The following is a 25,560-nucleotide window of genomic DNA, read 5'->3' as shown; positions in this document are numbered from 1 at the left end:
GAATTCATAAGAGGTTTCGGGTCAGACTCCGGCGGAGGCCGTGTTCACGTGGCGCCCGGCGTCCGCGACACGGTTATTCACAGCAGTAATCTCTATATGGGAAATATTATCCCGTAGCATCCTGTACGGTGGAGCATGACCGCGGCCTGCCGTGACCCCGACGCGTCGCCGACTGACCGCCTCGCGGACCTCCCGCCGAGTGCGAAACTCGTCGCGAAGGTCCTCGAGTACGACGGGCCGCTGACCCAGTCCGACCTCTCGGAGGAGACGCTCCTCCCGACCCGGACGGTCCGGTACGCCCTGACCCGTCTGGAAGAGGTCGGCGCCGTGGAGTCGCGCGTCTCGTTCACCGACGCGCGCAAGCGCATCTACTCGCTGCCCGACGAGTAACCCGCTCACCGACCGAACGTTCAAGGGGGAACGGGGACCCACCGGCCCCATGGCCGACCCCGCCGCCGTCAAACGCGCCCTCGCCCGCCTCGCACGGGGCGAAGCGTCACCGCAGGAGCGACCCGTCGTCGCGCGCGCCGTCGCCGCCGTGGAGGACCTCCCCGCGGCCGCCGCGTTCGCCGAGTCGGGCGGCGTCGAACGCCTCCGGGAGACGCTCGCGGCGCAGTCCTCGCCGGACCCCGCCGGTGAGCGCGCCCTCCGAGCGTTCGAGCGCTATCGCGCCGCCTGCCACTTCCACTCCGGTCACGGAAGGGATTTACGAGGGCACCGGAAAGAGAAGGGCGACTGAAATGACGCGGGTCATCCACACGGGCGATACACACATCGGCTACCAGCAGTATCACCGACCCGAACGACGGAAGGACTTCCTCCGGGCGTTCGAGCGAGTCGTCGCCGACGCCGTCGACGCCGAGGTGGATGCCGTCGTCCACGCCGGGGATCTCTTTCACGACCGGCGACCCGACCTGCAGGACATCCTCGGGACGCTCTCCGCGCTCCGGACCCTCGCGGACGCCGACATCCCCTTCCTCGCCGTCGTCGGCAACCACGAGACGAAACGCGACGCCCAGTGGCTGGACCTCTTCGCGTCGCTCGGCCTCGCGGTTCGTCTCGGTCCCTCGCCCCACGTCGTCGGCGACACCGCCTTCTACGGACTGGACTTCGTCCCGCGCTCCCAGCGCGACGCGCTCGAATACGACTTCGAGTCACACGACGCCGAGCACGCCGCCCTCGTGACCCACGGCCTGTTCCAGCCGTTCGACTACGGCGACTGGGACGCCGCCGAGGTGCTCCGCGAGTCCTCCGTCGCCTTCGACGCGATGTTGCTCGGCGACAACCACAAGCCCGGCCGCAAGCAGGTCGAGGGGGCGTGGGTCACCTACTGTGGTTCCACCGAGCGCGCGAGCGCCGACGAGCGCGAGGACCGGGGGTACAACATCGTCGGCTTCGGCGACGGCGTCTCCATCTCCCGGCGGGGCCTCCCCACCCGCGAGTTCGTCTTCGTCGACGTGGAGCTGAACGCAGGCGAGGGCGCCGAACGCGTCCGCGAGCAGGTGGGTCAACACGACGTCGAGGAGTGCGTCGTCATCGTCGGTATCACCGGCGAGGGTGAACGCGTCGCGCCCGCGACCGTCGAGTCGTTCGCCGCCGAGCGCGGGGCGCTGGTCGCGCGCGTCACCGACCACCGCGAGTTCGAGGACACCGCGGACATCGAGGCCAACTTCGCCGACCCCGACGAGGCCGTCCGCGAGCGGGTCCGCGAACTCGGCCTCTCGGCGGCCGCACGCGACATCGACGAGACCATTCGGGCGAGCAAGGTGGCGGACTCGAACGTCACCGAGGCCGTCCAGTCGCGGGTCGCCGAACTCGTCGAGGATGCCGAGGCGTTCGCCCGCGCCGACCCGGAGACGGACGAGGAGACCGCTGAGGAGGAGCCTCCGGGAGCGTCCGACCCCGCACCACCGGACGAACCGGAGGGTGGCGACGAGGACCCGCCCTCCGCGGCGGCTCCTTCCCCGGCGGCGACGGCCGAAGCCGACGGCGGGGACGTCGCAGGCGACGGCGACGACGGTGAGGGTGACGGCGACGGGCAGGCGACGTGGGGTGACTACTGATGCGCTTCGAGCGGGTCCGACTGGAGAACTTCAAGTGCTACGCGGACGCCGACCTCACCCTCGGCCCGGGCGTGACGGTCATCCACGGCCTGAACGGGAGCGGGAAGTCCTCGCTCCTCGAAGCCTGTTTCTTCGCGCTGTACGGGGCGAAGGCGCTCGACACCACCCTCGACGAGGTGGTCACCATCGGCGCGGAGGAGGCCACCGTCGAACTCTGGTTCGCCCACGGCGGCGAGGAGTACCACATCGAGCGTCGGGTGCGCAACACGGGCGAGCGGGCGACCACCGCGAAGTGCGTCCTCGAGACGCCCGGCGACCCCGTCGAGGGGGCGCGCGACGTGCGCGGGTACGTCGCCGACCTCCTGCGGATGGACGCGGGCGCGTTCGTCAACTGCGCGTACGTCCGGCAGGGCGAGGTGAACAAACTCATCAACGCCTCGCCGAGTCAGCGACAGGACATGATCGACGACCTCCTCCAGCTCGGGACACTGGAGGAGTACCGCGAGCGCGCCAGCAACGCCCGCATCGGCGTCAATCGCGTCCTCGACGGCAAGCGGGAACTGCTGGACGACACCGTCTCGCGAATCGAGGAGAAGGAGGGGAAGGACCTCCACGCCACGCTGAACGAACTGGAGACCGAGCGCAACGAACTGGCCGAGAAGATCGAGGCCAAAGAGGAGAAGCGCAAACAGGCCGAACGGACCCGCGACCACTACGAGGGGGTCCTCGAGGAGGCCGCCGAGAAGCGCGAACGACTGGAGGAGGTCGAAGAGCGAATCGAGTCCCTCCAGTCGAAGATCGCGGAGACCGAACGCGAGCGCGACCAGCAACGGGAGCGCCTCTCGACGCTCCGCGAGGCGATCGAGGCGAAGGCCGACGAGCGCGACGATTTGCTGGCCGAGACCGGCCTCGACGCGGCGGACCCGGACGCCGCCGCCGACCGTCTCGCCGACCTCCGCGAGCGCACGGACGACCTGCGCGACCGCATCGAGGACCTCCGCCTGACCGCCCAGGAGGAGAGCGGCCGGGCCGACCGCCTCGTCGACGAGGCCGACGAGCGCGAGGAGCGCGCGGCGAGCAAACGCGAGGAGGCCGCCGACCTCGAATCGACCGTCGAGGACACCGAGGAGCGACTGGTCGAGGAGCGCGAACGGGTGGCCGACCTCGAGTCGACTCTGGAGGCGAAGCGCGAGGCGTTCGAGGACGCCCCCTGCGAGTTGGGCGCGGCGAGCGACCACCGCGAGTCGGTCGCCGAGACGGTCAGCGAGCGCCAGCAGGCCGAGGCGACCCGGAAGACCGAGCTGAAGAACGCCCGCGAGTCGCTGGAGGAGGCCGAACGCCTGAAAGCCGAGGGGAAGTGCCCCGAGTGCGGGCAGGCCGTCGAGGGGTCGCCGCACGTCGAGGCCATCGAGGAGCGTCGAGAGGCGGTCGCGGACCTCGAAGCCGCGCTCGACGACGCCCGCGAGGAGCGCGAGACCGCAGAGGCGCGCCTCGAACGCGCCGACGAACTGGTCGAACTGGAGGGCGAAATCGAGCAGGCGGCGTCCGACGTCGAAGCACGGCGCGAGCGCATCGCCGAGCGCGAAGCGACCGTCGAGAGCCAGCGCGAGCGCATCGCCACGCTCCGCGAGGAGGCTGAGACGCTGGAGACGGCGGCTGCCGAACGGCGTGAGACGGCCGAGGAAGCCGAGGCGGCCGCCGCCGAGGCGCGCGCCGCCATCGGGGAGGTCAACGGGGAGCGCATGAGCGTCAAGGAACGCGTCGAGACCCTCGAGTCGCTCCGGAAGGTCGTCGACGACATCGCTGATCACGAGGCCGAACGCGAGCGTCTGCGCGAGGATCGGGCGAAGGCCGACGAGGTCAACGAGGAGCGCCGCGAGCGCCTCGGCGAACAGCGCGAGCGCCGCGAGCGACTGGCCGAGGAGTTCGACGAGACGACGGTCGAGGAGGCCCGGGCGAACAAGCGGGGCGCGGAGGAGTACATCGAGTACGCCGACGAGGAACTGCTCCCGAAACTGCGAGGACGGCACGACGAGACACAGAGCCGCATCGGGGCGATTCGCAACGAACTCGACGCCCTCGCGGATCTCCGCGAGCGCCGGGAGGAACTCGCGGCCACCGTCGAGCGTCTCGAATCGCTGTCCGAGGAGACCGAGGAGCTACAGGCGATGTACGCCGACCTCAGGGCGGAACTCCGCCAGCGCAACGTCCGCAAGCTGGAGGCACTGCTCAATGAGACGTTCTCGCTCGTCTATCAGAACGACTCCTACGCGCGCATCCAACTCGACGGCGACTACGCGCTGACCGTCTACCAGAAGGACGGCGAGGCGCTCGAACCCGAACAGCTCTCGGGCGGCGAGCGGGCGCTGTTCAACCTCTCGCTGCGCTGTGCCATCTACCGCCTGCTGGCGGAGGGCATCGAGGGGGCCGCGCCCATGCCGCCGCTCATCCTCGACGAACCGACCGTGTTCCTCGACTCGGGGCACGTCTCGAAGCTGGTCGAACTCATCGAGTCGATGCGGCAGGTCGGCGTCGAACAGATCGTCGTCGTGAGCCACGACGAGGAACTGGTCGGGGCGGCCGACGACCTCGTGCAGGTCGAGAAGGACCCCACGACGAACCGCTCTGCGGTCACGCGGAGCGAGGCGGCGGCGGTGCTGACGAACGCGGACTGAAGGGGAACTACTCGTCCGTCCCGTCCTTCCCGCGCAGGTGCGCCAACCCCTCGCCTCCGAGGGGCGTCGTGTCGTAGCCGCGCTGACCGGCCACCGTCGCCTCCTCGACCAGCCCCGCGGCCCGGAACTCCGCCAGCAGGCCGTGAACGTCGCTCTCGCAGTAGTCGTAGTCGCCCATCAGGTCGACGGCGGCGAGGGGGCCGCGCCGGTCGAGTTCCAGCAGGAGGCCGAGCGAGCGGTCGTCGTGGACCGCGGAGAGGACTCGCCGGGCCGCCTCGGGGACCGCGCGGGCAGCCGTCTCCAGCGGTGACTCCCCGCCCGCGGGTTCGAGGTCGTCGTTCGGGAGGTAACGCTCCTCGCCGGTCGTCGGGTTTCGGACGAGCGAGGAGTCGCCGGACTGCTTGACGAGGAGGTAGCGCGTGCCGTCGGCGCGGACGCTTCGCATACCGGGAGGGACGGCCCGGCGGGGTTAGTCGTTGTCGTCCGTGGCGTCCGGCGTGTCGGCCACGTCGGGACCGTCCGACTCCGACTGTCCCTCCTCGTCCCCGCTCTGACCCTGGAATGCCCGGTAGCGCCGGTAGGTGAAGAGGAGGCCGAGGGCGCCGAGGGCGAAGACGAAGCCGCCGAGTTCGTACCGGCCCTGGAAGACGACGAGCATGAGGCCGAGGCTGGCGGCGAACAGGCCGAAGTTGGCGAGGAGGACCGCCGCCCAGAACGACTGGACCACGTCGTCGTCCGCGTCGCCGTCGAACGACGGTGCCTCGGGGATGTCCACCTTCGGCCCGATGCTGTCCGGGTCGAACTCCTTCGGCTCGTCGGGCCAGTAGTCGTCGCTGTCGTCCTCCTCGAAGGGACTCACGCCTCGTCTTCGAACCCCGGTGAAAAAAGTCTCCTCATCCGCGAAGTCGCTTACGCCGCGTCGTCGAGTCGCACCGCAGAGTTCGCCTGAATCCAGGCGAGGAGGTTGTCCCCGTCGAAGAGGACGATTCCGTCGTCGGTCTCGTAGGACTCCGTCGACGCGATGGCGTCGTCGGCCGCCTCGCTCGGTTCACCAAACGGCTCACCGTCCGACTGGACGTCTATATCGACCATTGTCGTCCCCACTGGTATGCTATCACATGGTAAAGGTCTTGTGTCTACTGCAACTCCCGCCACGGTGGGACGGGCCGCCGGTTCCACGCCCGCGGGCGGGGGCGTCGGTGGCGACCGCGGGGGTTTTTACCGGAGGAACCGAAGCCACCGTCAATGAACGCAGGACAGAGCAGCCTCTCGAATTTCGGGCGAGGGGAGCCTCAGGACGGCGACGACCGCCGCCCGACGGAGGCAGAAGCAGCGGAGGTCGCGGGCGACGGCGGCCTCGCCGCCGACGTGGTCGACACGTCGGACTACCGGTACCCCGACCCCGACGGCACCGTCGACATCGCCGTCACGCAGGTCGACTACACCGTCGAGGGGAGCGGTCGGAACGAACACCCGGTCCTTCACGTCTTCGGGCGGACGACGGACAACGAGGTCGAACACGTCCGGGTTCGCGAGTTCGACCCGTACTTCTACGCGCCCATCGACTCCTTCGACGGGTCCGGGTTCGACGAGGACCCCGTGACGCTCGACGACTTCGCCGACAGCCGTCTCCAGAACGACCGCCTCCGAGGGCTGGAGACCGAGGACGATGGCGAGACGGTCGTGCTCTACGAGGGCATCCGGGGCGAGCGACTCGTGAAGGTCCTCGGGCAGACGCCCCGCGACGTGGGCCAACTGCGCGACCGGTTCGACCACTACGAGGCGGACATCCTCTTCCCGAACCGCCTGCTCATCGACAAGGACATCACGAGCGGGATTCGGGTGCCCTGTCGGCGGTCCGACGACGGGGCCATCGACGTGCCCCACCAGGAGATACGGGCCGTCGACGTGGAGGCCGACCTCCGGGTGAACACCTTCGACATCGAGGTGGACGACCGACACGGCTTCCCCGAGGAGGGCGAGGAGACCATCATCTGCCTGACGAGCCACGACAACTACCGCGACGAGTACGTCGTCTGGCTCTACGAAGCACCCGACGGTGCCCCCGGCCCCGACGCCCTCGACGGCTACGAACCAATCGAGGACGCCGTGGACGTGGACGTCCGCCGGTTCGACACCGAGGAGGCGATGCTCGGTGCGTTCGTCGACTACGTCGAGGAGACGGACCCCGACGTACTGACCGGGTGGAACTTCACCGACTTCGACGCCCCGTACTTCATCGACCGACTGGAAGTGCTGGGCGGGGAGGGCGACCTCGACCCGGACCGCCTCTCGCGGGTGAACGAGGTGTGGCGCTCGGACTGGCAGGGGCCGAACGTCAAGGGCCGGGTCGCGTTCGACCTGCTGTACGCCTACAAGCGCACGCAGTTCTCCGAACTCGACTCCTACCGACTGGACGCGGTGGGTGAAGTCGAGTTGGGCGTCGGGAAGGAACGCTACCCCGGCGACATCGGCGACCTGTGGGAGGAGGAACCGGAACGACTGCTGGAGTACAACCTGCGCGACGTGGAGCTGTGCGTCGAACTCGACCGCAAACAGGACATCGTCGCCTTCTGGGAGGAAGTGGCCACGTTCGTCGGCTGTAAACTGGAGGACGCCACCACCCCCGGCGACGCGGTGGACATGTACGTCCTCCACAAGGCCCACGGGAAGTTCGCGCTCCCCTCGAAGGGCCGCCAGGAGGCCGAGGAGTTCGAGGGCGGAGCCGTCTTCGAACCCATCACGGGCGTCAAGGAGATGGTAAGTGTTCTAGACCTGAAAAGTCTCTATCCCATGTGCATGGTGACCATCAACGCCTCGCCGGAGACGAAGGTCGACCCCGCCGAATACGACGGCGAGACGTTCCACGCCCCCAACGGCCAGCACTTCCGGCGGGAACCGGACGGCATCATCCGGGAGATGGTGACGGAACTGTTGGACGAACGCGAGGAGAAGAAAGGTCTCAGGAACGAACACGACCCCGGCAGTCAGGCCTACGAGACCTACGACCGCCAGCAGGCGGCGGTGAAGGTCATCATGAATTCTCTCTACGGCGTTTCGGGGTGGGATCGGTTCCGCCTCTACGACAAGGAGAACGCCGCCGCCGTCACCGCGACGGGTCGGGAGGTCATCAACTTCACCGAGGAGTCGGTGAACGAACTCGGACATCAAGTCGCATATGGTGACACGGATTCGATTATGTTGGAGCTGGGGAAACAGGTATCGAAAGAGGAGGCAATCGAGCAGTCCTTCGAGATAGAGGAGGCGGTCAACGCCTCCTACGACGACTTCGCCCGCGAGGAGCTCGGGGCCGAGGAACACCGCTTCCAGATCGAGTTCGAGAAGCTGTACCGGCGGTTCTTCCAGGCGGGCAAGAAGAAGCGCTACGCGGGCCACATCGTCTGGAAGGAGGGGAAGGACGTCGACGACATCGACATCACGGGCTTCGAGTACAAGCGCTCTGACATCGCCCCCATCACGAAGGAGGTCCAGCAATACGTTCTCGAACTCATCGTCACGGGCGAGGGCGAGGAGTACCGCGAGGAGGCCAAGGAGTACGTCCACGGCGTCATCGAGCGGTTCCGCGACGGCGAGATGAGCGTCGAGGAGGTGGGCATCCCCGGCGGCATTGGCAAGCGACTGGACAACTACGACACGGACACCGCCCACATCCGGGGGGCGAAGTACGCGAACCTCATGCTGGGGACGAACTTCCAGCGCGGCTCGAAACCCAAACGCCTCTACCTGAAGAGCGTCCACAACGACTTCTACGAGCGCATCGAGGCGGAACTCGACATCGACGCCCGGTCGGACCCGGTCTACCGGGAGTTCCGCACGAAGGAGGACGTCATTTGCATCGAGTTCGCCGACCAGTTGCCCGAGGAGTTCGAGGTGGACTGGGAGGTGATGCTCGACAAGACGCTGAAAGGGCCCATCGAGCGGGTCCTCGACGCCATCGGCGTCTCGTGGGACGAGGTCCAGTCGGGGCAGACCCAGACGGGACTCGGCTCGTTCATGTAGGCGCGAGCGGTCCGCACGCCGGAACGACCCGTCGTCCCGACCCCACATCGACTTTGTCAAACGGCAATTTCAATTTCCGAACCGGGAAAACGAACGGGGTGAATACGAAACCATTAAACGGCCCACGACCCGAGTGATGGACGAACCCGACTGGTGCTCCTTATGGCACGATTAGAAATCAAGAACCTTCACGCGGAGGTCAACGAGGAAGACGGTGAGCAGATTCTGAACGGCGTGAACCTGGAGGTGGAGTCCGGCGAGATCCACGCGCTGATGGGTCCCAACGGCTCCGGGAAGTCCACGACGGCGAAGGTCATCGCCGGCCACCCGGCCTACCGGGTGACCGACGGCGAGGTCCTCATCCACCTGGAGGAGGGCGACTTCGGCGAGGACTTCGAGATTCCCGAGGACAAGCGCACGTGGAACCTGCTCGAGTTGGAGCCGAACGAGCGCGCCGCCCTCGGCGTGTTCCTCGCCTTCCAGTACCCCGCCGAGATCGAGGGGGTCACGATGGTCAACTTCCTGCGGACGGCCCTGAACGCCAAACTCGAGGAGCGCGAAGAGCTCTTTGAGGACGAGGAGAGCGAGGAGGCGGAGGCCGACGACGAAGAGGACTCGGGCTACGACACCTCACCGATGGAGGGGAACGTCGACGACGGTGCCGTCGGCGTCTCCGAGTTCCAGCAGCTGATGGCTGAGAAGATGGAGCAGCTTGACATGGACGAGAAGTTCGCCTCGCGCTACCTCAACGCCGGCTTCTCCGGCGGCGAGAAGAAGCAAAACGAGGTCCTCCAGGCCGCCATCCTCGAGCCGTCCATCGCGGTGCTCGACGAGATCGACTCCGGGCTGGACATCGACCGCCTGCAGGACGTCGCGACGGGCATCAACGCGCTTCGCGACGAACAGGGCACCGGCATCCTGCAGATCACGCACTACCAGCGCATCCTCGACTACGTCGAACCCGACCACGTCCACATCATGCTCGACGGGAAGGTCGTCAAGAGCGGCGGCCCCGAACTCGCCGAGCAGCTAGAGGACAAGGGGTACGACTGGGTCCGCGAGGAAGTGTACGAGACAGCCTGATAAGTCCACAGTCCCAACCCACATTACATCATGAGTTCCGAAGACCACCTCAAAGAGACGGACACCGAAGCTCGCTTCGAGTTCAAGAAGGAGCAGAAGTCCGCGTTCAAGACCGAGATGGGTCTCAACGAGGAGACCATCCGCGTCATCTCCGAAGACAAGGGCGAACCCGAGTGGATGCTCGACCGTCGCCTGCGCGCCCTCCGACAGTTCCAGGAGATGCCGATGCCGACCGACTGGCCGGGCCAGCCCGACCTGTCGGAAGTCGATATCGACGAGATCGTCCCCTACATCCGCCCGGACATCGAGACCCGCGGCGGCACCGACAACTGGGAGGACCTCCCCGACGAGATCAAGGACACGTTCGACAAACTGGGCATCCCCGAGGCCGAGAAGAACGCGCTCTCGGGCGTCGGTGCGCAGTACGAGTCCGAGATCGTCTACCAGAACATGCAAGAGCAGTGGGAGGAGAAGGGGGTCATCTTCTGTGACATGGACAAGGCCGTCCAGGAGCACGAAGACCTCGTCGAGGAGTACTTCATGACGAAGTGCGTCCCCCCGAGCGACAACAAGTTCGCCGCACTCCACGGCGCCGTCTGGTCCGGCGGGTCGTTCGTCTACGTCCCCGAGGGCGTCACCGTCGAGATGCCCATCCAGGCGTACTTCCGGATGAACTCCGAGGGGATGGGCCAGTTCGAGCACACGCTCATCATCGCCGAGGAGAACAGCGAGGTCCACTACATCGAGGGCTGTTCGGCCCCGCAGTACAGCAAGTTCAACCTGCACTCCGGCGGCGTCGAGGTGTTCGTCAAGGAGGGTGCCCACGTCCAGTACTCCACCGTGCAGAACTGGTCGAAGAACACCTACAACCTGAACACCAAGCGCGCCATCTGCGAGAAGGACGCCACGATGGAGTGGGTCTCCGGGTCGATGGGGTCGAAGGCGACGATGCTCTACCCCTGTACCATCCTCAAGGGCCCCGGCGCGACGGACAACCACATCACCATCGCGTTCGCCGGGAAGGGCCAGAACATCGACACCGGCGCGAAGGTGTACCACAACGCGCCCAACACGAAGTCGACCATCGAGTCGAAGTCCATCTCGAAGGACGGCGGCCGCACGAACTACCGCGGCCTCGTCCACATCGCGGACGGCGCCGAGAACTCCAGTACGAGCGTGGAGTGCGACGCGCTGATGTTCGACAACGAGTCCACCTCGGACACCATGCCGTACATGGAGATCGAGGAGTCGAAGGTCGACGTGGCCCACGAGGCCACCGTCGGGAAGATCGGCGACGAGGACGTCTTCTACCTCCAATCGCGCGGACTGGACGACGACGACGCCAAGCAGATGATCGTCGCCGGGTTCATCGAACCCATCACGGAGGAACTGCCCATCGAGTACGCGGTCGAACTCAACCGCCTCATCGAACTCGAGATGGAGGGGTCGCTGGGCTAACATGAGCACGCAGATACACGCCAACCTCACGGAAGAACAGGTGCGACAGATCAGCGAGGGCCTCGACGAACCCGAGTGGCTCCTCCAGACCCGTCTGGACGCCCTCGACGCACTGGCGGACCTCGACTTCCCCGACGTCATCCGCACGCCCGGTCGTCAGTGGACGAACCTCGCGAACCTCGACTTCGAGTCGTTCGTCGACCCGCTGAACGCCGCCGAGGAGAAAGACCAGGTCGGGCCCGACGACGTCGAGGTGCTCTCGATGGCGGAGGCCCTCGACTCCCACGAGGACCTCGTCAAGGAGCACTTCGGGAGCGTCGTCGACCCGCAGACGAACTACCTGACGGCGCTCTCGACGGCGCTGTTCTCGACGGGCACCGTCATCTACGTCCCGGAGGGCGTCGACGCGGAGGACGTCACCGTCCGGACGACGATGAACTCCCGGTCGCTGTTCAACTACACGCTCGTCGTCGCCGAGGAGTCCTCCTCGGTGACCATCCTCGAACGCCAGGAGACCGGCGGCGCGGCCGTCACGCCCGAGCGACGCCGGGCGAGCGACGACGACGCCGACTCGCGGACCGGCAACCGCTACTACTCCGGCATCGTCGAGGTCGTCGGCGGCGAGAACGCCTACGTCCAGTACGGCTCGTTGCAGGACCTCGACCGGACGACGTACAACTACCAGCTGAAGAAGGCGACCGTCGATACCTACGGGACGGTCAACGTCATCGACTGTAACATCGGCTCCCGGCTGACGAAGTCCTCCGTCGAGGCGAACCTCGACGGCGACAGTTCGGAGACGAAACTCATCGGGGCGTTCTACGGTCACGAGGACCAGCACTTCGACATCGACACGCGGGTGTGGCACAACGCCGAGCACACCACCGCGGACCTCGTCACGCGCGGCGTCATCGACGACCGCGCGCGCTCGGTGTACGAGGGCGTCCAGAACGTCGGTCGCGACGCCTGGGACACCTCCTCGTACCAGCGCGAGAACACGCTGATGCTGAGCGACGAGAGCGAGGCAGACGCCTCGCCGAAGCTCATCATCAACAACCACGACACGGAGGCCAGCCACTCCGCGACCGTCGGACAGGTCGACGCCGAGGACCTGTTCTACATGACCTCGCGTGCCGTGCCCGAACAGCTCGCGAAGAACATGCTCGTGGAGGGGTTCTACGTGCCCGTCCTCGAGGAGATCGAGGTCGACGAACTGCGCGAGGACCTGCAGAGTCGCATCCGCGACCGTCTCAAGGCCCGCGAACAGTAAGCGCCGTTCCGTCTGTCGTCGATTTTTCGCCCCGGACGCAACCGACCGACAGCGACCGCTTTTCGGCGCCGTGGTCGGACGAGGGAACGACTTAACTGTGCGCACGCGACAGTTCGAGTATGACCGAACCGTCCGCCGACCCCCCCGTCCGTCGCCCGCGATGAGCGTCACGCGACCGGTCGGGAGTGACCACCAACTGGCCCGACTCCTTCAGATCGGGATGGTCCTCGAGGAGGTGGTCGAGGCCCGGGCGCACAAGCACGCCCAGACGCTCGACGACGATGCCCTCGACGACGACGTGCGCGACCTCCTCTCGGAGGCCGCCGAGGAGTCCGCGGAGCACCGCGCGGCGCTGGCGTCACTGGTGGACGCCCTCGACGCCGAGCGGGTCCCCTTCGAGCAGATTCAGACACTCGTGGAGGCACAGTACGGCAAGACGAAGCCGGAGGACTTCGACGGCGTCCTCTACGACCAGTTGTGCAACGAGGAGACGGCGTACAAGTTCTACGACGACGTCATCGCCTCGCTCGAAGCTTCCGACGCGCAGTTCAGCGTGGACCGCGAGCGCGTCATCGAGGTGCTGAGCGACATCCGTGCGGAGGAGGCCGACGGCGTGGAGAAGGTGACCCGACTGATGGAGGAACGCGAATGAACACGGCAGACCAGTACCTCAAGGCCATCTACCTCGTCCAGGAGTCGGAGAACGCCCCCGCATCGACGGGTCGCGTCGCAGACCTGCTGGACGTGAGTCCCGCGAGCGCAAACGAGATGATCGGAAAGCTCGAGGCACGCGGCCTCGCGGACCACGAGAAGTACAAGGGCGTCTCGCTCACCAACGAGGGCATCGTTCGGGCGCGCGATGCCCTCCAGACGTACTGCATCATCGAGCGGTTCCTCTCGGAGGTGTTGGAAGTCGAGGAGTTCCGTGCGGAGGCCAAACAGCTAGAGAGCGTCATCGACGACACCGTCGCCGAGCGACTGGACACCATCATCAACCGCGAGTCGGAGTGCCCCGACTGCTTCGACCCCGAGGGCGACGTCTGCGCCCTCCTCGACGTGGAGTACCCGCAGGCGGCCGACTCGGAACTGGCGGACTGAAGCGGGCCACCTCGAAGCGTTGAAGTGCGACCCCCGGGTATCTCCCACTGCAGTCCCGTGATAGGAGCCGTCGCCCGGACGGCGAGGTAGACGGGACGAGCACCGCGAAGTCCCGTGGTGTAGTGGCCAATCATAGCGGCCTTTGGACGCGAGCGGTCACGAGCGCTCTCGAAAGAAAGCCGCTGACGGCGGTTCGAATCCGCCCGGGACTATGACAAATAAATTATTCATCTGCCCGACGCCGAACAGGAGTGCCGACGCGCCTACTGGCGTGACGGGGTGATCGCTCAGGGATCGGGTTCGAAAAGTCGGGTCGTTCGTCTCACTGTTCGTCGCTCCGGGCCGGGTCACGCGCTACAGGAGTAGCGAGATGACCGCGAGCACCAGGAACACGACGACGAACAGGCGCGCCGCGCTGGCGGAGATGCCGGCTACGCCGCGGAAGCCCACGAGGGCCGCGACGAGGGCGATGACGAAGAACACCACCGCCAAGTACAGGAAGTTGCCCGTGCCGAGTTGCATCGGGAGCGCCATCAACGCGTTCGTCATGGTCTGGAACATATTGTTCACCTTCGGGCGACCGTGTCGGGGGCGTCGCGACTCACGGTGGTGAGTCAGCCGCCATAACACGCGTTCGACCTGAGTCTCATAGAGGCGAGCCGAGGAGATAAACAGTGTAGCCGATTCGGCGTAGCGTCCGGCGGGCCGTCAGATTCCGGCGTCGGGTGGACTCAGAGGTACGCCGCGTCCCAGCGCGTCGCCTTGCTCGTGTTGCCACACTCGTTGCACTCGACGCGGCCCATCGTGTCGACGGCGACGTCGACGCCCTCGCAGTTCGTACAGTAGTAGCCGTAGCGCTCGTCGCGGCCGGCGTCCGCGTACACCGCGAGGAAGGGCGCGAGGGTGGCGCGGTCGGAGTCGTTGTAGTCGATGAACAGCTCCCGACCGTCGATGGAGATGGGTTCGAGTTCCTCGGGTTCGCTCTCGACGTAGACGTTCTCGACGTGTTCGGTGCCGTCGATGTCGATGGAGCCGTCCGCCACGCGGTTGAACCCCATGTGCTCGTAGAACTCGTTGCCGGCGGTGTTGTCGCGGAGGACGCGCCCGCGCATCCGGGCGGCCCCCTTGTCCATGAGACGCTCGCGGGTCGCGTCGAACAGGCGGCGAGCGATGCCCTCCCCGCGGTAGTCCGGGTCGACGTGGAGCCAGTTCATGTCGCCGTCGCCGTCCTCCGCGACGAGGACGGCCTCGCTGAACCCCCGAATGTCGCCGTCTTCCTCCGCGACGAGCAACACGGCGTCCGGGTCGTTCAGTTTCTCCTCGAAGGCCTCGTCGTCGTACCACTGCTTGACGGCCCCCTCGATGGTCTGCGGGCTGAGCGTGTACGACGCCTGCATGGACCGCAGCGACAGTTCGCGTACCGCCTCCACGTCGCGCTGCTCGGCTGCTCTGATTTCCATACCACGTCGTCACCCGCCGAGAAAATAAAGCTACGCGCGGCGGTTCCCGGCAGTCCCCTCACTCGAGGACGAACGAGAGCCGTTCGGCCTCCCGGCCCTGCGTGCTCCGCCCCGTCACGCGGAACCGCCCGAGGTCGGCGGTCGTCGTCACGTGCGTCCCCGCGCAGGCCGTCCGGTCGAAGGGGTCGTCGGCACCGTCCTCGCCGGCGATCTCGACGATTCGCAGGTCCGTGATGCTCTCGGGCAGGAGGTCGATTCGCGTCCGTTCGGAGTCGAGGGTCGCCTCCGCCTCCGCGCGGTCCGTCGTGTACCACGTCACGGCGAGGTCCCGCCCGACGATGTCGTTCATCCGGGTCTCGACGCGTTCGAGGTCCTCGGGCGTGAAGCGCTCGTAGCCCGCGTCGATGCGCGCGCGGTCGGCGTACAACTGGTTCCCGACGGTCGGCGCGTCGAACTGGTCGAGGAGAACCGCCGAGAGGAGATGCTGTGCGGTGTGATATCGCATGTGCGCCGCGCGGCGCTCCCAGTCGAGTTCGCCCGTCACCGTCGCCCCCTCCTCGGGGAGGCCGACGGTCCCGTCGACCGGTTCGAGGGTATGATAGATGGCGTCTCGCTTCTGGACGCTGACGACCCGCCAGCGGCCGTCCTCGGTGCTCACGGTTCCCCGGTCGGCGGGTTGGCCGCCGCCTTCGGGGTAGAAGTGCGTCCCGTCGAGGGCGACCCGGTCGTCGAGCGTTCGCTCGACACGCGCCTCGAAGCGCCGAACCGACGAGTCCGTGAGGTAGCGGGCCTCTGCCATAGTCGTTCGAGGATGTCGGTCCGTTTTTACCTGTCGTAAGCCTCAAGACTCGAACTGTAGTATTTACGGCCAATATGAACGAGCACGCCCTTCGGAGGTGGTACCGTGGGGGTTGAAATCCGCGAGTCGCCCGTCACGGATGCCGACTTCGAGCAGATGAAACGGTTCGTCCACGACTACCTCGCCGCCAGCGTCGAGAGCGAGGACGGCGGCGGTCGGATGCGCTGGTACCCGTGGCACTCCGCCGAGTACCGGTTCAACCACATCCTGAACGTCGTCGACCTGGCGACGCGCATCGCCCGCCGGGAAGGGGCGAACATGGACGTCGTCCGCGTCGCGGCCCTGTTCCACGACATCTCGAAACTGGAGGCCGACCAGGACGTCCACGCCGACGAGGGCGCGCGCGTCGCCCGCGAGTACCTCGAGGCGCACTGCGAGTACCCCGAGTCGTTCGTCGACGAGGTCTGTACGTCCATCGAGGAGCACTCCTATCAGGGACCGCTCTCGGACCTCCCCCTCGAGACGCGCTGTCTCATCGAGGCCGACCTGCTCGACAAGGTGGGAGCCAACGGGACGACGCTGATGCTCCTGCGGATGGGCTACGAGGCCCGCACGCACATGGACGCCTCCGAGATGGTCAAGCGCGTCCTCGAACGCGGCGAGGACGCCGTCCGGCGCATCGAGTCCGAGACGGCCGAGAGCATCGCCCACCAGCGCCTCAAGCGCGTACGCTGGTTCTGCGAGTGGCTGGAGAGCGAAGTCGTCGAGATGGAGTCCATCGACGACCCCACCGAGGACGAACGGTAACCTATAACACGGTCATCAGCGCGTCGTAGAGGAAGTAGACGCCGAACCCGCCGAGGACGACGGCGCTGACGCCCGCGACGACGGGCGCGAGGGCGTCCATGCGGCGCTCGGCGGCCACGAGCGCCGCGGGGAACCCGACCACCCAGACGGCGATGCCGCCGAACAGGCCCACGAGGAGCGCCGGGCTTCCGGTCCGTACCACGAGCAGGTCCGCCAGCGCACCGGAGAGCGGTTCCAGTACGTCAACGGTCCCCGGCGCGAGGAGGGCGACGCCGCCGGTCAGCCAGAAGACGACCTGATAGGGGTTGGTGATGGCGAGGACGAACGCCTTGCGAAAGCCCTTGCCGTCGGCCCCTTCGGCCCGGAAACCACTCTCCAGTTCTCTCGCCGCCCCGTAGCCGAAGTAGAGCATCAACACGCCGCCGACGCCGACCATCGCCCCCCGCACGAGCGGGTAACGCTGGACGAACGCGACGACGCCGAACAGGGCACCGAGGAAGAAACAGAAGTCCGCGAGCATCGCACCGAAGCCCGCACGCACGCCGGCGTCCCAGCCGCGGACGACGCTCTCCTCGGCGATGATGGCGTTCATCGGGCCCGGCGGGGCGGCGAGCGCCAACCCGAACACGACGCCCGCGAGCAAGGTGACGGCGACTCCCATTCACCCGCATTGCCGGGCGGCGGCCCGAAAAACACACCGAAAGCGTCGGGCGACGCGAGGGTTGAAGTACGGTTGCGGGACCACCCCCGCCGTGACCTGACGCACCGACGCGGGGCGGTCGCGGTCGGCGACGAGTCGACCGACAGCGACTGTGCGGCACGACGCCTCGCGAGCGGCACAGATACCCGCCGCCTGTTCGCCACACGACACCCACGAGCGACCGTTCCCGACTCAGAACCCCTGTCCCATCAGGTGACTGCGCAGGAGGTCCGCGTCCTTCGTCCCGGCGGAGGTGTTGACGAGGACGAGCGTGTCGTCGGGGCCGTACTCGTCGGCCACCGACCAGAGCGCGCTGGCCGCGCTCGCCGCCGAGGCGCTCATCTCGATTCCCTCCCGACTGGCGACGGCCGCCGCGCTCTCGAGGATGTCCTCGTCGTCCGTCGCGACGGCCCCGCCGTCGCTCTCGCGCAGCGCCGTCTGGACGAGTTCGCCGCCCGCCGGGTCGGGGAGTTCGATGCCGCCACAGACGGTGTCCGGGACCTCCCACGGGTCGTGACTCGACCGTCCCGCCTCGAACGCCTCCACGACCGGCGCACAGCCCGTCGACTGGCAGGCGTACAGCGGCGGCACGTCGTCGACGAGTCCCAACTCTCGGAACTCGCGTGCCCCCTTGTGCATCCCGACGAGGCCCGACCCACCCTCGAAGGGGTAGAAGACGGCGTCCGGGACCGACCAGTCCAGCTGTTCGAGGAGTTCGTACATCACGGGCTTCTGCCCCTCGTGACGGTAGGGCGTCGCGAACTCTTGCAGGGAGTACCAGTCCTCGTCGGCCGCCCCCTCCTCGAAGGCCGCCTCCGCGTCCGGGTAGCGCCCCTCGACGACGCGCATGTCGCCGCCGTGGACGTTTATCATCGCCTTCGTGACGAACGTCGACCGGGTCGGGACGAACGAGTGGCTCGTCAGTCCCGCGCGCGCGGCGTAGGCCGCCGCCGACTGCCCGCCGTCGCCCGTCGTCGCCAGCGCCACGTCCTCGGCGCCGTGCTGTCGTGCCGCCGCCACCGCGAGCGCTAGCCCCCGGTCCTCGAAGGTGCCCGTCGGGTTGCGCCCCTCGTCCTTGACGACGACGCGACCCACGCCGAGCGACTCCGCGAGCGCCGGTGCCTCGACCAGCGGCGTCGCTCCCTCGCCGAGCGTGAACCGCGCGTCCGGCGGGAACGGGAGCAGTTCGGCGTACTTCGCCGGCCCCGTGGGGCGCGATTCGAGTTGCTCGCGCGAGAGCGTCATCGAGTCGTAGTCGTACACCGCGTCCAGCGGCCGTCCCTCCGGGTGGTGGCTCGTCCCGGCGTCGAAGTGCTCGTCCGTCCCCGGACAGACCAGTCCCTCGAAGGCCGACGTCGTGTCCATACCGGCGCTAGCGCCGCGAGCGACTAAGCCGTGTCCGTCTCCGCCCGCGCCGCCCGCCGGTGTTTATACCCTCCCCGCGAGTGCTGTCGGCCATGACACGTGTTGCGGTCGTCGGTGGGGGACTCGCCGGGCTGGTGGCGGCACGGCACCTCGCGGTGGCGGGCGTCGACGTCCAGTTGTACGAACGCGAGGCGACGGTCGGCGGCAGGGTCAGAACCACCCACGAGGACGGCTTCACCTTCGACCGGGGGTTCCAGGTGCTGTTCACCGCGTACCCCGCCGCACGCCGGGAACTCGACTACGCGGCCCTCGACCTGCGGACGTTCACGCCGGGGGCGACCATCGCCCGTCCCGGCCACCGGAGCGTCCTCTCGGACCCCCTCCGCGACCCCGGCGCGCTGACCGAGACGCTGTTCAACACCGACGTGCGCCTCACCGACAAACTGCGGACGTTCCGCCTCCAGCGCGAACTCGAACACGAGGACGTCGACGCCATCCTCTCGGCCCCCGATACGGACATCCAGTCCTACCTCGCCGAGCGGGGGTTCTCCCGGCAGTTCGTCGAGAACTTCGCCGCGCCGTTCTACGGCGGCATCACCCTCGACCGCTCGCTCGGCACGTCGAGCGTCGTCTTCGAGTACACCTTCAAGATGCTCTCCGCGGGACGTATCGCGGTCCCCGCCGTCGGGATGAGCGCGATACCAGAGCAGGTGGGCGCGCGCGCCCGCGACTCGGGGGCGTCCATCGACACCGGCGTGACCGTCGAGGCGGTCCGCCCGGACGGCGACGGCGTGACGGTCGACCTCAGGGGCGAGACGGTCGCGTTCGACGCGGCCGTCGTCGCGACCGACCCCGCGTCGGCGGCCGAGTTGACCGGCGTCGAGACGCCCGAGGCGGCGAACGGCTGTGTCACCCAGTACCTCTCGCTGCCCGACCACGTCCCCCTCGACACCGGCAAGCGCCTGCTCCTCAACGCGGTCGACGACGCGCCCAACCAGGTCGCCCCGCTCTCGGACGTCGCGCCCGAGTACGCCCCCGACGGCCAGCAACTGCTCTCGGCGACGTATCTCGGGACGCCCGACGCGACCGACGAGGAACTCACCGAGCGGACCCGCGAGACGCTGGCAGCGTGGTTCCCGGTGCGGAACTTCGACGAGTTGACCCACCTGCGGACCGAGCGCGTCGAGTTCGCGCAGTTCGCCCAGCCACCCGGGTTCCGGGACACCCTCCCCGCCGTGGACGCGCCGGACGGACCGGTGTATCTCGCCGGCGACTACACCGAGTGGTCATCCATCAACGGTGCGCTGGAGAGCGGCAAGCGGGTCGCAGACGCGGTCGTCGACCGGGAGACGTAGCCCGGCGGCTCACTCGACGGGGAACCGCAGGAGCGCCCCGACGCCGCCGAAGCCGGTCTCGAACTGCTCGCCACGCTCGACGTCGGCGGGGACGACCACCACCTCGCCGCCGATGTCAGTGACGCGCTTCTCGTACTCGCCGAGTTCTTCGATGGAGAGCGACTCGGCGACGAGGAGCGTCTCGACGGCCTCGAACTCGATGGCCTGTGCCACGTCGTCGTGCCCGTAGACCACCGGGTCCGACTCCGTCCCTTCGTCGCCGCCGTCGTCCGTCGCCTCCCCCGACGCGCCGACCGCCGCGAAGAACCGGTCGAGCGTCTCGTGGGCGGCCCGTTCCTCGGGCGAGAGGAGGTGGCTCTCCCCCTTCTCGGCGAGTTGACGCAGCCCCTGCTCGGAGGCGTACTCGACGGGGAACGTCCCGCCAGCGACTCGCTCGCGCAGGCGGTGGTCGAGGAACTCGCCGGTCTGGAACTGGTCGACGGTCACGTCGGTCCCGCCGAGGAGGAGGGAGTCGACGGTCGGTTCGCCGCCTCGCTCGTCGTCGTCAGCGGCGGCTACGTCCTCCGTGGCGTTCCCGGTGGTCTCGGCGGGGAGGAACGCGCGGGCGGCGGCCTCGGCGACGGCCTCGAAGAAGTCCTCCTTCTGTTCCTCGCGCTTGCGCTCGAAGCGGTCGGCGGACTGCCCGCCGGCCCGCGTCTTCCCCATGACACCGCTCTCGACCGTCTCGACGTGTTCGACTCCGCCGTCTTCGAAGCGCCCGATCGCCCCGCCCCCGCGTTCGACCACGACGAGGCCGTGGGTTGCGTCGGGCGACGAGGCGGCTTCCAGCGGCCCCACGTCGAACGTGTTTGCCTGGGCGTACACCGAGGCGTCGACGGACCCGGGCAGGTCGTCGAAGATCCAGTCGGCCACCTCGCCGTCGACGACGCCCGCGTAGACGACGAGGCCGTTCGCGGGCGTTTCCTCGTACTCCCCCAGGACGCGCCGGACGCGTTCGAGGGCCTCGCGAACCGGCGCGTCGGTGCCGTCCGAGTCGATGTACTCCGCTTCGGCGTGTTCCGACTGGATGCGCTCGCGAGCCTCCGCGAGCGACCCGCCTGCCGGGAGCGAGAGCGTGACGAGTCGGTCCGTGTCCGCCTCGACGCCCGAGACCTGCTGGATGCGTTCGTGGAGTTCGTAGTCTGTGTGCATGCTGGTGTGCGTCGGCGGACGCGCGACGGGTCGTCGGGGACGTCGCGTCACGTCGCCGTTCAGTGGACCGTCGTACCGCGCCTTCGAGCGTGAAGCCGGCGCTTGCACAGGAAGCGTCCTCCCGGACGGGTCAGAGCAGGCGACGGAACTCCCCGAGCGGGGGGAACTCGTGGACCTCGTCGCTCGATTCGCTCGCGACCACCGGCCGGAGGACGTTCGCGTCCGTCACGAACGGCGACTGGAAGTCGCTCGCCCACATCCGGTTGATGACCACGCCCGCCGCGAGGCGGGTAAACGCCGGGAGCATCAGCACCTCGCTGCCTCGATGCTCGCCCCAGAGGTAGCAAGGGTGCGTGCGCCCCTCGATGGTGATGGTCGGGTGGTCGTGTCCGAGGACGTAGCGGGCGGCGTTCACGTCGGGGACCGCGTGGCCGTGACAGACGACGGTGTCGCCCTCGTCGCCGCCGACTCGGTGGGCGTCCGCGGTCGGGCCGTCCCACAGCGAAGCGAGCATCGTGTCGTGGTTCCCCGGCGTGACGACGAGGCGTGCGCCGGCCTCGCGGACGGCCCGCCGGAGCGCCGCCAGCGTCTCGGGCGTCTCCCGCGGTATCTCCGAGAACGAGTGGAGGACGTCGCCCGCGAACACGACCGTCTCGGGGGAGAACTGTGCCAGCAGCGCCTCGAGTCGCCCCGTCAGGTCGCGCCGCTCGCCGACGGGGAACGCGACGTCGCTCGTCGCGTCACGGCCGACGTGGAGGTCCGCGAGGACGAGCGTCGACGCCGGTTCGAGGTAGACGGCGCGGTCGCGGTACTGGACTCCCCCGGGCATCGCGTCACCCGGCGACCTGTTCGCGGGCGGTGGCGTAGGCCTCCTGAAGCTGTCTGAACTCGTCGGGGTCGCCCCCCTGGTCGGGGTGGACGGCCTTGACCTTCGCGCGGTAGGCCGCCCGCACCTCGTTCTCGCTTGCACTTGCCGGGAGGCCGAGGACGGCGAAGGCGGCCCGATCCCGGTCTACCTCGTCGTCCCGCTCCCCGTCGCCGAACCCGAGGTCCGGCGTCTCGAAGGGGAGGCGCGACCCGAGGAACATTCCCGGCATCTCGTGTTCGACGAGGACGGGGTACGTGTAGGCGGACCCGCGCTCGATGGCGTAGAACACCCGCGGGTCGAAGGTGATGGCGACGTCGCGTCGCGGCAGGTAGAACTCGACCGTCTCGCCGGCGACGACGTGGTCCTCCGCGAACGGTTCGTCGATGGCGCGGAGGTACTGGCGAATCTCGGCGCGACGACGCGTCTCGCCGCTCCGCCGGGGACCCGTCGACGGCGGGTCGGGGAACGCCCGCCGCCCGACGACGAACGCCCCGGCGACGAAGACGCTCAGGCCGATGCCGATGAGTATCCCGAGGAAGAGCCAGTTCGGCAGTACCGCCTGCGCCACCGTGTTCACACGCGAGGTAGGGATGGTACCCTCAAGAACCTCACGAAGGGTAAAGCGCTGGCGGCCCTCTCCTCACCCGTGCCAGTCATCAGGTTCGAGGCGGCTGACGGGGAGGAGTACACGGCCATCGGCGAGGGACTGACCCGACCCGCACGGGAGGCGGGACGACTCCGGACGGACGTGGAGGGCACGAAGTACGCCATCGACCACGCCGACGGCTGTGCGGTCTGTGGCGCGTCCGTCGGGGCGGGCGAAGCGTTCTACCTCGACAGCGAGGCGGGCGAGGTGCTCTGTGAGGGGGACGGCCGGGAACGGCGGGTGGAGAGGTCGCGGGACGGTCAGCCGATGTAGCGCAGGTCGTCGTCGCTCGGCGCCGCACCCTGTTCCATCTCCTGTATCTTCTTGACGACCTCTTCCATCTCCTCGGCGCGGTCCTCGAGGGAGTCGTAGCCCACCTCGAAGTCGACGATGTCCTGTAACACTTCGAGGACCGCGCGGGCACTCTTGGGGTCGACGAGGTAACCCGACGTCTCGCCCATCAGGCAGGCAGTCGGGATGCCACGACGCTCGCCGAGGCCGAGGAGAAGCCCCGAGACGCCGACGATGCCGCCGGCGGGTTCGTCCTCGCGGAACTCGACCATCGGTTCGAGTTCCTCCTTCAGGTCGGCGTCGGAGGCGGCGGCGATGACGTTGTACTCCTCGATGAGTTCGCCGGTGGGGACGCCGCCGAGCGCGAAGGCCCGCCCGACGCCGTGGTCCTCCGCGATGTCGAGAATCCGGTCGGTGAGGCGGTAGTGGCCGGCGTTGTCCTGGGCCTGATGGTCGCCCGTGAGGACGAGGAGGTCGACTTCGGGGATGGCGTGGAACTCGACACAGGCGAGCTGCGAGCGCCCCTCCTCGATGGTCACCTGCGGGGGGAAGTGCTCGGAGTAGAGGCGGGCCACGAGGTCGGCGTCGAACTCCTCGAGGAGGTGTTCCGCGGCGAGTTTCCCCACGTGCCCGACGCCCGGCAGCCCCTCGATGAGCACCGGCTCGTCGAGGTCCGGGTCGGCGACTCGCTCGATGTCGAACTCGTCCATACCCGCTACTCGCGGGTGCGGCGCTTAAGTGAACGTCGGTACTCGCCGTAGCGGTCCGTCGGGTCGAACGGGGCGGGCGCGCTGTTGACCGCCCGCCCCCCGCACTCGGGACAGGTGTCGGAGAGCGTGTACACGGGGCGCTCGTGGGTCTCGCGCCACTCCCCGCAGACCCGGATGTCGCTCTTCATCCGCTGACTACTCGTCTTCGAGCTGGCGCTCGCGGTGGAACTGGGCGGTGCCGCCGCGTTCGGCGATGGCGTCCCTCGCGCGGTCCGCGCTGGCTTCGAGGGCGTCCTCCGCCACCTTGTAGCTCGGGGCCTTCACCTTGATGCGGTACTCGGGGGCGCCGACGTAGGTGACGCTCAGTTCGACCTCGTCTGGCACCTCGCCGTTGCCCTCGGCGGCTTCGAGTGCCGCGCGGACGTCGTCGACGCCCTCGGGGTTCGGCGAGCGCAACTGGACGTAGCCCGTCACGTTGACGTACGGCACCGAGACGTTCTCGCGGGCCGTCGCGACGAGCGCCTCGATTTCCTCCTCCGAGAGGTCGGTCCCGTCGAGGGCCTCCTTGCCGTGGATGGCCGCCTGCTCGAAGCCGTCGTACAGCGACCCGTACTCGCCGAGCAGTCCGTTGGCGACGGTGGTGTACTGCTCGTCGCTCATGTCCTCGCCGAACGCGAGGCTCATCCACTTGTCGGCCTTGCGCTCGTTCTTCCAGTCTTGAATCTTGTCCGAGCGCTGGTGGTCGTTGACGTCCTTGATGGAGAGGTCGATCTGCTGGGAGCTCTCGTCGACCTCCAGCACCTTGCAGACGACCGTCTCGCCGGGGGTGACGTGGTCGCGGATGTTCTTGATCCACCCGCTCGCCACCTCACTGACGTGGACGAGGCCGCGTCGGTCCTCGTACTCCTCCAGGTCCACGAACACGCCGAAGTCCTCTATCTCGTCGACGTTGCCGACGACGAGGTCGCCCGGGTCGGGCCAACCGCTGTATTTCATAGGGTGGGGTAGCCGACTGGCGCGAATAAATCCACCGTCACGCCCGTCCGGGGAGAGCGCGGCCGCTGGTCGGGAGTAGCCGCGTCGAGAAGGGAGCGTCGCGCGGTTCAGGAACGCTGCTCGACGGTCTCTAAGACCTCGCCCTCGATGGTGGCCTTGCCGCCGCCGGGGCGGACGAGGACGTGACCGCAGACGGCACAGACGACCTCGGTGGAGGCCTTGCCGAAGACGACCTGTTCGTTCTCGCAGTCCGGGCACTTGACCTGGTAGAAGTTCCCTGCCATCGTCTTACTCCTGGAACTCCAGTCGGCCGGCGCGCCATCCCTCGCGCAGGTGGGCCTTGCCGCAGTCGCTGCACCGGTAGAGGAGGTTGGTCTTCTTGGTGGGCTTGTCGCCACCGGGGACCTTCGAGAACTTCCCCTTGTTACCGATGCCGGAGCCGCGACGGGCGCGCTGTCGGTCGTTGACCTTCTTCATGCCCGAGGAGCGCCCGGAGCGCACCTTCTCCACCTCGTGTTCGTGGTGGGTCTTGCAGTACGGACAGTACGTGTTGAACCGGCGTGGCATCTGCATGGTTGGTTGGTCGGTAGTATCGGACCGCGGCTTAAAACCGGTTTGGTTCGGAGGCCGTCGCCGTGCGGGAGACTGGCACGTCGCGCGCGAGGGACCCGACGGGCCTCCAAAACTCGAAGCGCTTAACCGGCC

Annotated in this window: 29 protein-coding genes and 1 tRNA gene; 14 read left to right on the top strand and 16 right to left on the bottom strand. The window is 67.9% G+C overall.

What is annotated here, in order from left to right; all coding sequences use genetic code 11:
• The first annotated feature begins 135 nt into the window (after positions 1 to 135).
• From NKG96_RS06525 to rad50, 4 genes are read left to right on the top strand one after another with little or no spacing between them, the layout of a single operon-like run.
• The gene (locus tag NKG96_RS06525; RefSeq protein WP_254537702.1) at positions 136 to 390 is read left to right on the top strand and encodes a helix-turn-helix transcriptional regulator; all 255 of its coding nucleotides are present in this window, start codon (positions 136 to 138) and stop codon (positions 388 to 390) included.
• Positions 391 to 439: 49 nt separating this feature from the next.
• Complete coding sequence (locus tag NKG96_RS06520; RefSeq protein ID WP_254537700.1) at positions 440 to 739, top strand: DUF7966 family protein; 300 nt, start codon at positions 440 to 442, stop codon at positions 737 to 739.
• Between the two features lies 1 nt (position 740).
• Positions 741 to 2,063: a DNA double-strand break repair protein Mre11 gene (mre11, locus tag NKG96_RS06515; RefSeq protein WP_254537699.1), complete on the top strand. Its 1,323-nt coding sequence runs from the start codon at positions 741 to 743 to the stop codon at positions 2,061 to 2,063.
• Complete coding sequence (rad50, locus tag NKG96_RS06510; protein ID WP_254537697.1) at positions 2,063 to 4,738, top strand: DNA double-strand break repair ATPase Rad50; 2,676 nt, start codon at positions 2,063 to 2,065, stop codon at positions 4,736 to 4,738. The genes mre11 and rad50 overlap by 1 nt, the downstream gene beginning before the upstream one ends.
• Before the next feature lie 7 nt (positions 4,739 to 4,745).
• Here rad50 and NKG96_RS06505 read toward each other — a convergent pair whose 3' ends face one another.
• From NKG96_RS06505 to NKG96_RS06495, 3 genes are read right to left on the bottom strand one after another with little or no spacing between them, the layout of a single operon-like run.
• Positions 4,746 to 5,183: a DUF7346 family protein gene (locus NKG96_RS06505; protein ID WP_254537696.1), complete on the bottom strand. Its 438-nt coding sequence runs from the start codon at positions 5,181 to 5,183 to the stop codon at positions 4,746 to 4,748.
• A 24-nt stretch (positions 5,184 to 5,207) separates the two neighbouring features.
• Positions 5,208 to 5,597: a DUF7322 domain-containing protein gene (locus tag NKG96_RS06500; protein WP_254537695.1), complete on the bottom strand. Its 390-nt coding sequence runs from the start codon at positions 5,595 to 5,597 to the stop codon at positions 5,208 to 5,210.
• A gap of 50 nt (positions 5,598 to 5,647) precedes the next feature.
• A complete protein-coding gene (locus NKG96_RS06495) occupies positions 5,648 to 5,830 on the bottom strand; it encodes a DUF7331 family protein (RefSeq protein WP_254537693.1) in 183 nt (60 codons plus the stop codon).
• 153 nt (positions 5,831 to 5,983) lie between these two features.
• Between NKG96_RS06495 and NKG96_RS06490 the strand changes: the two genes are divergently transcribed.
• From NKG96_RS06490 to NKG96_RS06460, 7 genes are all read left to right on the top strand, one after another.
• Entirely contained in the window at positions 5,984 to 8,758 is a 2,775-nt protein-coding gene (locus NKG96_RS06490; RefSeq protein ID WP_254537692.1) for a DNA-directed DNA polymerase, read from the top strand.
• Positions 8,759 to 8,920: 162 nt separating this feature from the next.
• Positions 8,921 to 9,841 carry an ABC transporter ATP-binding protein gene (locus NKG96_RS06485; protein ID WP_254537690.1) on the top strand — a complete coding sequence of 307 codons (921 nt, stop codon included), beginning with the start codon at positions 8,921 to 8,923 and terminating at the stop codon, positions 9,839 to 9,841.
• A 27-nt stretch (positions 9,842 to 9,868) separates the two neighbouring features.
• Entirely contained in the window at positions 9,869 to 11,299 is a 1,431-nt protein-coding gene (gene sufB / locus NKG96_RS06480) for a Fe-S cluster assembly protein SufB (RefSeq protein ID WP_254538123.1), read from the top strand.
• A gap of 1 nt (position 11,300) precedes the next feature.
• Positions 11,301 to 12,569 carry a Fe-S cluster assembly protein SufD gene (sufD, locus tag NKG96_RS06475; RefSeq protein ID WP_254537688.1) on the top strand — a complete coding sequence of 423 codons (1,269 nt, stop codon included), beginning with the start codon at positions 11,301 to 11,303 and terminating at the stop codon, positions 12,567 to 12,569.
• 160 nt (positions 12,570 to 12,729) lie between these two features.
• The gene (locus NKG96_RS06470) at positions 12,730 to 13,221 is read left to right on the top strand and encodes a ferritin-like domain-containing protein (protein WP_254537686.1); all 492 of its coding nucleotides are present in this window, start codon (positions 12,730 to 12,732) and stop codon (positions 13,219 to 13,221) included.
• Complete coding sequence (locus NKG96_RS06465; RefSeq protein WP_254537684.1) at positions 13,218 to 13,667, top strand: metal-dependent transcriptional regulator; 450 nt, start codon at positions 13,218 to 13,220, stop codon at positions 13,665 to 13,667. The genes NKG96_RS06470 and NKG96_RS06465 overlap by 4 nt, the downstream gene beginning before the upstream one ends.
• 108 nt (positions 13,668 to 13,775) lie before the next feature.
• Positions 13,776 to 13,879, top strand: a tRNA-Gln gene (locus NKG96_RS06460).
• A 142-nt stretch (positions 13,880 to 14,021) separates the two neighbouring features.
• On the opposite strand, the gene NKG96_RS06455 is transcribed toward NKG96_RS06460, so the two are convergent.
• From NKG96_RS06455 to NKG96_RS06445, 3 genes are all read right to left on the bottom strand, one after another.
• Complete coding sequence (locus tag NKG96_RS06455; RefSeq protein WP_254537683.1) at positions 14,022 to 14,228, bottom strand: DUF1328 domain-containing protein; 207 nt, start codon at positions 14,226 to 14,228, stop codon at positions 14,022 to 14,024.
• A gap of 170 nt (positions 14,229 to 14,398) precedes the next feature.
• Entirely contained in the window at positions 14,399 to 15,127 is a 729-nt protein-coding gene (locus NKG96_RS06450; RefSeq protein ID WP_254537681.1) for a GNAT family N-acetyltransferase, read from the bottom strand.
• Between the two features lie 58 nt (positions 15,128 to 15,185).
• Entirely contained in the window at positions 15,186 to 15,926 is a 741-nt protein-coding gene (locus NKG96_RS06445; RefSeq protein ID WP_254537680.1) for an alanyl-tRNA editing protein, read from the bottom strand.
• 105 nt (positions 15,927 to 16,031) lie between these two features.
• On the opposite strand from NKG96_RS06445, the gene NKG96_RS06440 reads away from it, so the two are divergent.
• The gene (locus NKG96_RS06440) at positions 16,032 to 16,733 is read left to right on the top strand and encodes an HD domain-containing protein (protein WP_254537678.1); all 702 of its coding nucleotides are present in this window, start codon (positions 16,032 to 16,034) and stop codon (positions 16,731 to 16,733) included.
• 1 nt (position 16,734) lies between these two features.
• Here NKG96_RS06440 and NKG96_RS06435 read toward each other — a convergent pair whose 3' ends face one another.
• Together NKG96_RS06435 and NKG96_RS06430 are read right to left on the bottom strand one after the other, a co-directional pair.
• Positions 16,735 to 17,361 carry a LysE family translocator gene (locus NKG96_RS06435; protein WP_368409292.1) on the bottom strand — a complete coding sequence of 209 codons (627 nt, stop codon included), beginning with the start codon at positions 17,359 to 17,361 and terminating at the stop codon, positions 16,735 to 16,737.
• A gap of 264 nt (positions 17,362 to 17,625) precedes the next feature.
• A complete protein-coding gene (locus tag NKG96_RS06430; protein ID WP_254537676.1) occupies positions 17,626 to 18,798 on the bottom strand; it encodes a threonine synthase in 1,173 nt (390 codons plus the stop codon).
• Positions 18,799 to 18,890: 92 nt separating this feature from the next.
• Between NKG96_RS06430 and NKG96_RS06425 the strand changes: the two genes are divergently transcribed.
• Positions 18,891 to 20,153 (top strand): NAD(P)/FAD-dependent oxidoreductase, encoded by a 1,263-nt coding sequence (locus tag NKG96_RS06425; RefSeq protein WP_254537675.1) that lies wholly within the window; start codon positions 18,891 to 18,893, stop codon positions 20,151 to 20,153.
• A gap of 9 nt (positions 20,154 to 20,162) precedes the next feature.
• On the opposite strand, the gene NKG96_RS06420 is transcribed toward NKG96_RS06425, so the two are convergent.
• The 3 genes from NKG96_RS06420 to NKG96_RS06410 all read right to left on the bottom strand — a co-directional run bounded on the left by NKG96_RS06420 (position 20,163) and on the right by NKG96_RS06410 (position 22,789).
• Positions 20,163 to 21,344, bottom strand: coding sequence for a Vms1/Ankzf1 family peptidyl-tRNA hydrolase (locus NKG96_RS06420; protein ID WP_254537674.1), 1,182 nt, complete (start codon positions 21,342 to 21,344; stop codon positions 20,163 to 20,165).
• A 130-nt stretch (positions 21,345 to 21,474) separates the two neighbouring features.
• Positions 21,475 to 22,173, bottom strand: a complete 699-nt coding sequence (locus NKG96_RS06415) for a metallophosphoesterase (RefSeq protein WP_254537673.1) — start codon at positions 22,171 to 22,173, stop codon at positions 21,475 to 21,477.
• A gap of 4 nt (positions 22,174 to 22,177) precedes the next feature.
• Entirely contained in the window at positions 22,178 to 22,789 is a 612-nt protein-coding gene (locus NKG96_RS06410) for a J domain-containing protein (protein WP_254537671.1), read from the bottom strand.
• Positions 22,790 to 22,858: 69 nt separating this feature from the next.
• Here NKG96_RS06410 and NKG96_RS06405 point away from each other — a divergent pair, with 69 nt between their 5' ends.
• On the top strand, positions 22,859 to 23,131 hold the full coding sequence (locus NKG96_RS06405; protein ID WP_254537670.1) for a DUF8075 family protein: 273 nt from the start codon (positions 22,859 to 22,861) through the stop codon (positions 23,129 to 23,131).
• Here NKG96_RS06405 and NKG96_RS06400 read toward each other — a convergent pair.
• The 5 genes from NKG96_RS06400 to NKG96_RS06380 form a co-directional block, all read right to left on the bottom strand.
• Positions 23,119 to 23,859, bottom strand: a complete 741-nt coding sequence (locus tag NKG96_RS06400; RefSeq protein ID WP_254537668.1) for a proteasome assembly chaperone family protein — start codon at positions 23,857 to 23,859, stop codon at positions 23,119 to 23,121. The two genes, NKG96_RS06405 and NKG96_RS06400, sit on opposite strands and share 13 nt — an antisense overlap.
• Before the next feature lie 5 nt (positions 23,860 to 23,864).
• Positions 23,865 to 24,047, bottom strand: a complete 183-nt coding sequence (locus tag NKG96_RS06395; RefSeq protein WP_254537667.1) for an RNA-protein complex protein Nop10 — start codon at positions 24,045 to 24,047, stop codon at positions 23,865 to 23,867.
• 7 nt (positions 24,048 to 24,054) lie between these two features.
• Positions 24,055 to 24,855, bottom strand: a complete 801-nt coding sequence (locus tag NKG96_RS06390; RefSeq protein ID WP_254537666.1) for a translation initiation factor IF-2 subunit alpha — start codon at positions 24,853 to 24,855, stop codon at positions 24,055 to 24,057.
• Positions 24,856 to 24,962: 107 nt separating this feature from the next.
• Positions 24,963 to 25,139 (bottom strand): 30S ribosomal protein S27e, encoded by a 177-nt coding sequence (locus NKG96_RS06385; RefSeq protein WP_254537665.1) that lies wholly within the window; start codon positions 25,137 to 25,139, stop codon positions 24,963 to 24,965.
• A 4-nt stretch (positions 25,140 to 25,143) separates the two neighbouring features.
• A complete protein-coding gene (locus NKG96_RS06380) occupies positions 25,144 to 25,428 on the bottom strand; it encodes a 50S ribosomal protein L44e (RefSeq protein ID WP_254537664.1) in 285 nt (94 codons plus the stop codon).
• Between the last annotated feature and the right edge of the window lie 132 nt (positions 25,429 to 25,560).

Source organism: Halomarina litorea (genome assembly GCF_024227715.1).
Classification (GTDB): domain Archaea; phylum Halobacteriota; class Halobacteria; order Halobacteriales; family Haloarculaceae; genus Halomarina; species Halomarina litorea.
Note: the sequence above shows the minus strand (reverse complement) of the source record. Positions and strands in the feature narration are given on the sequence as shown.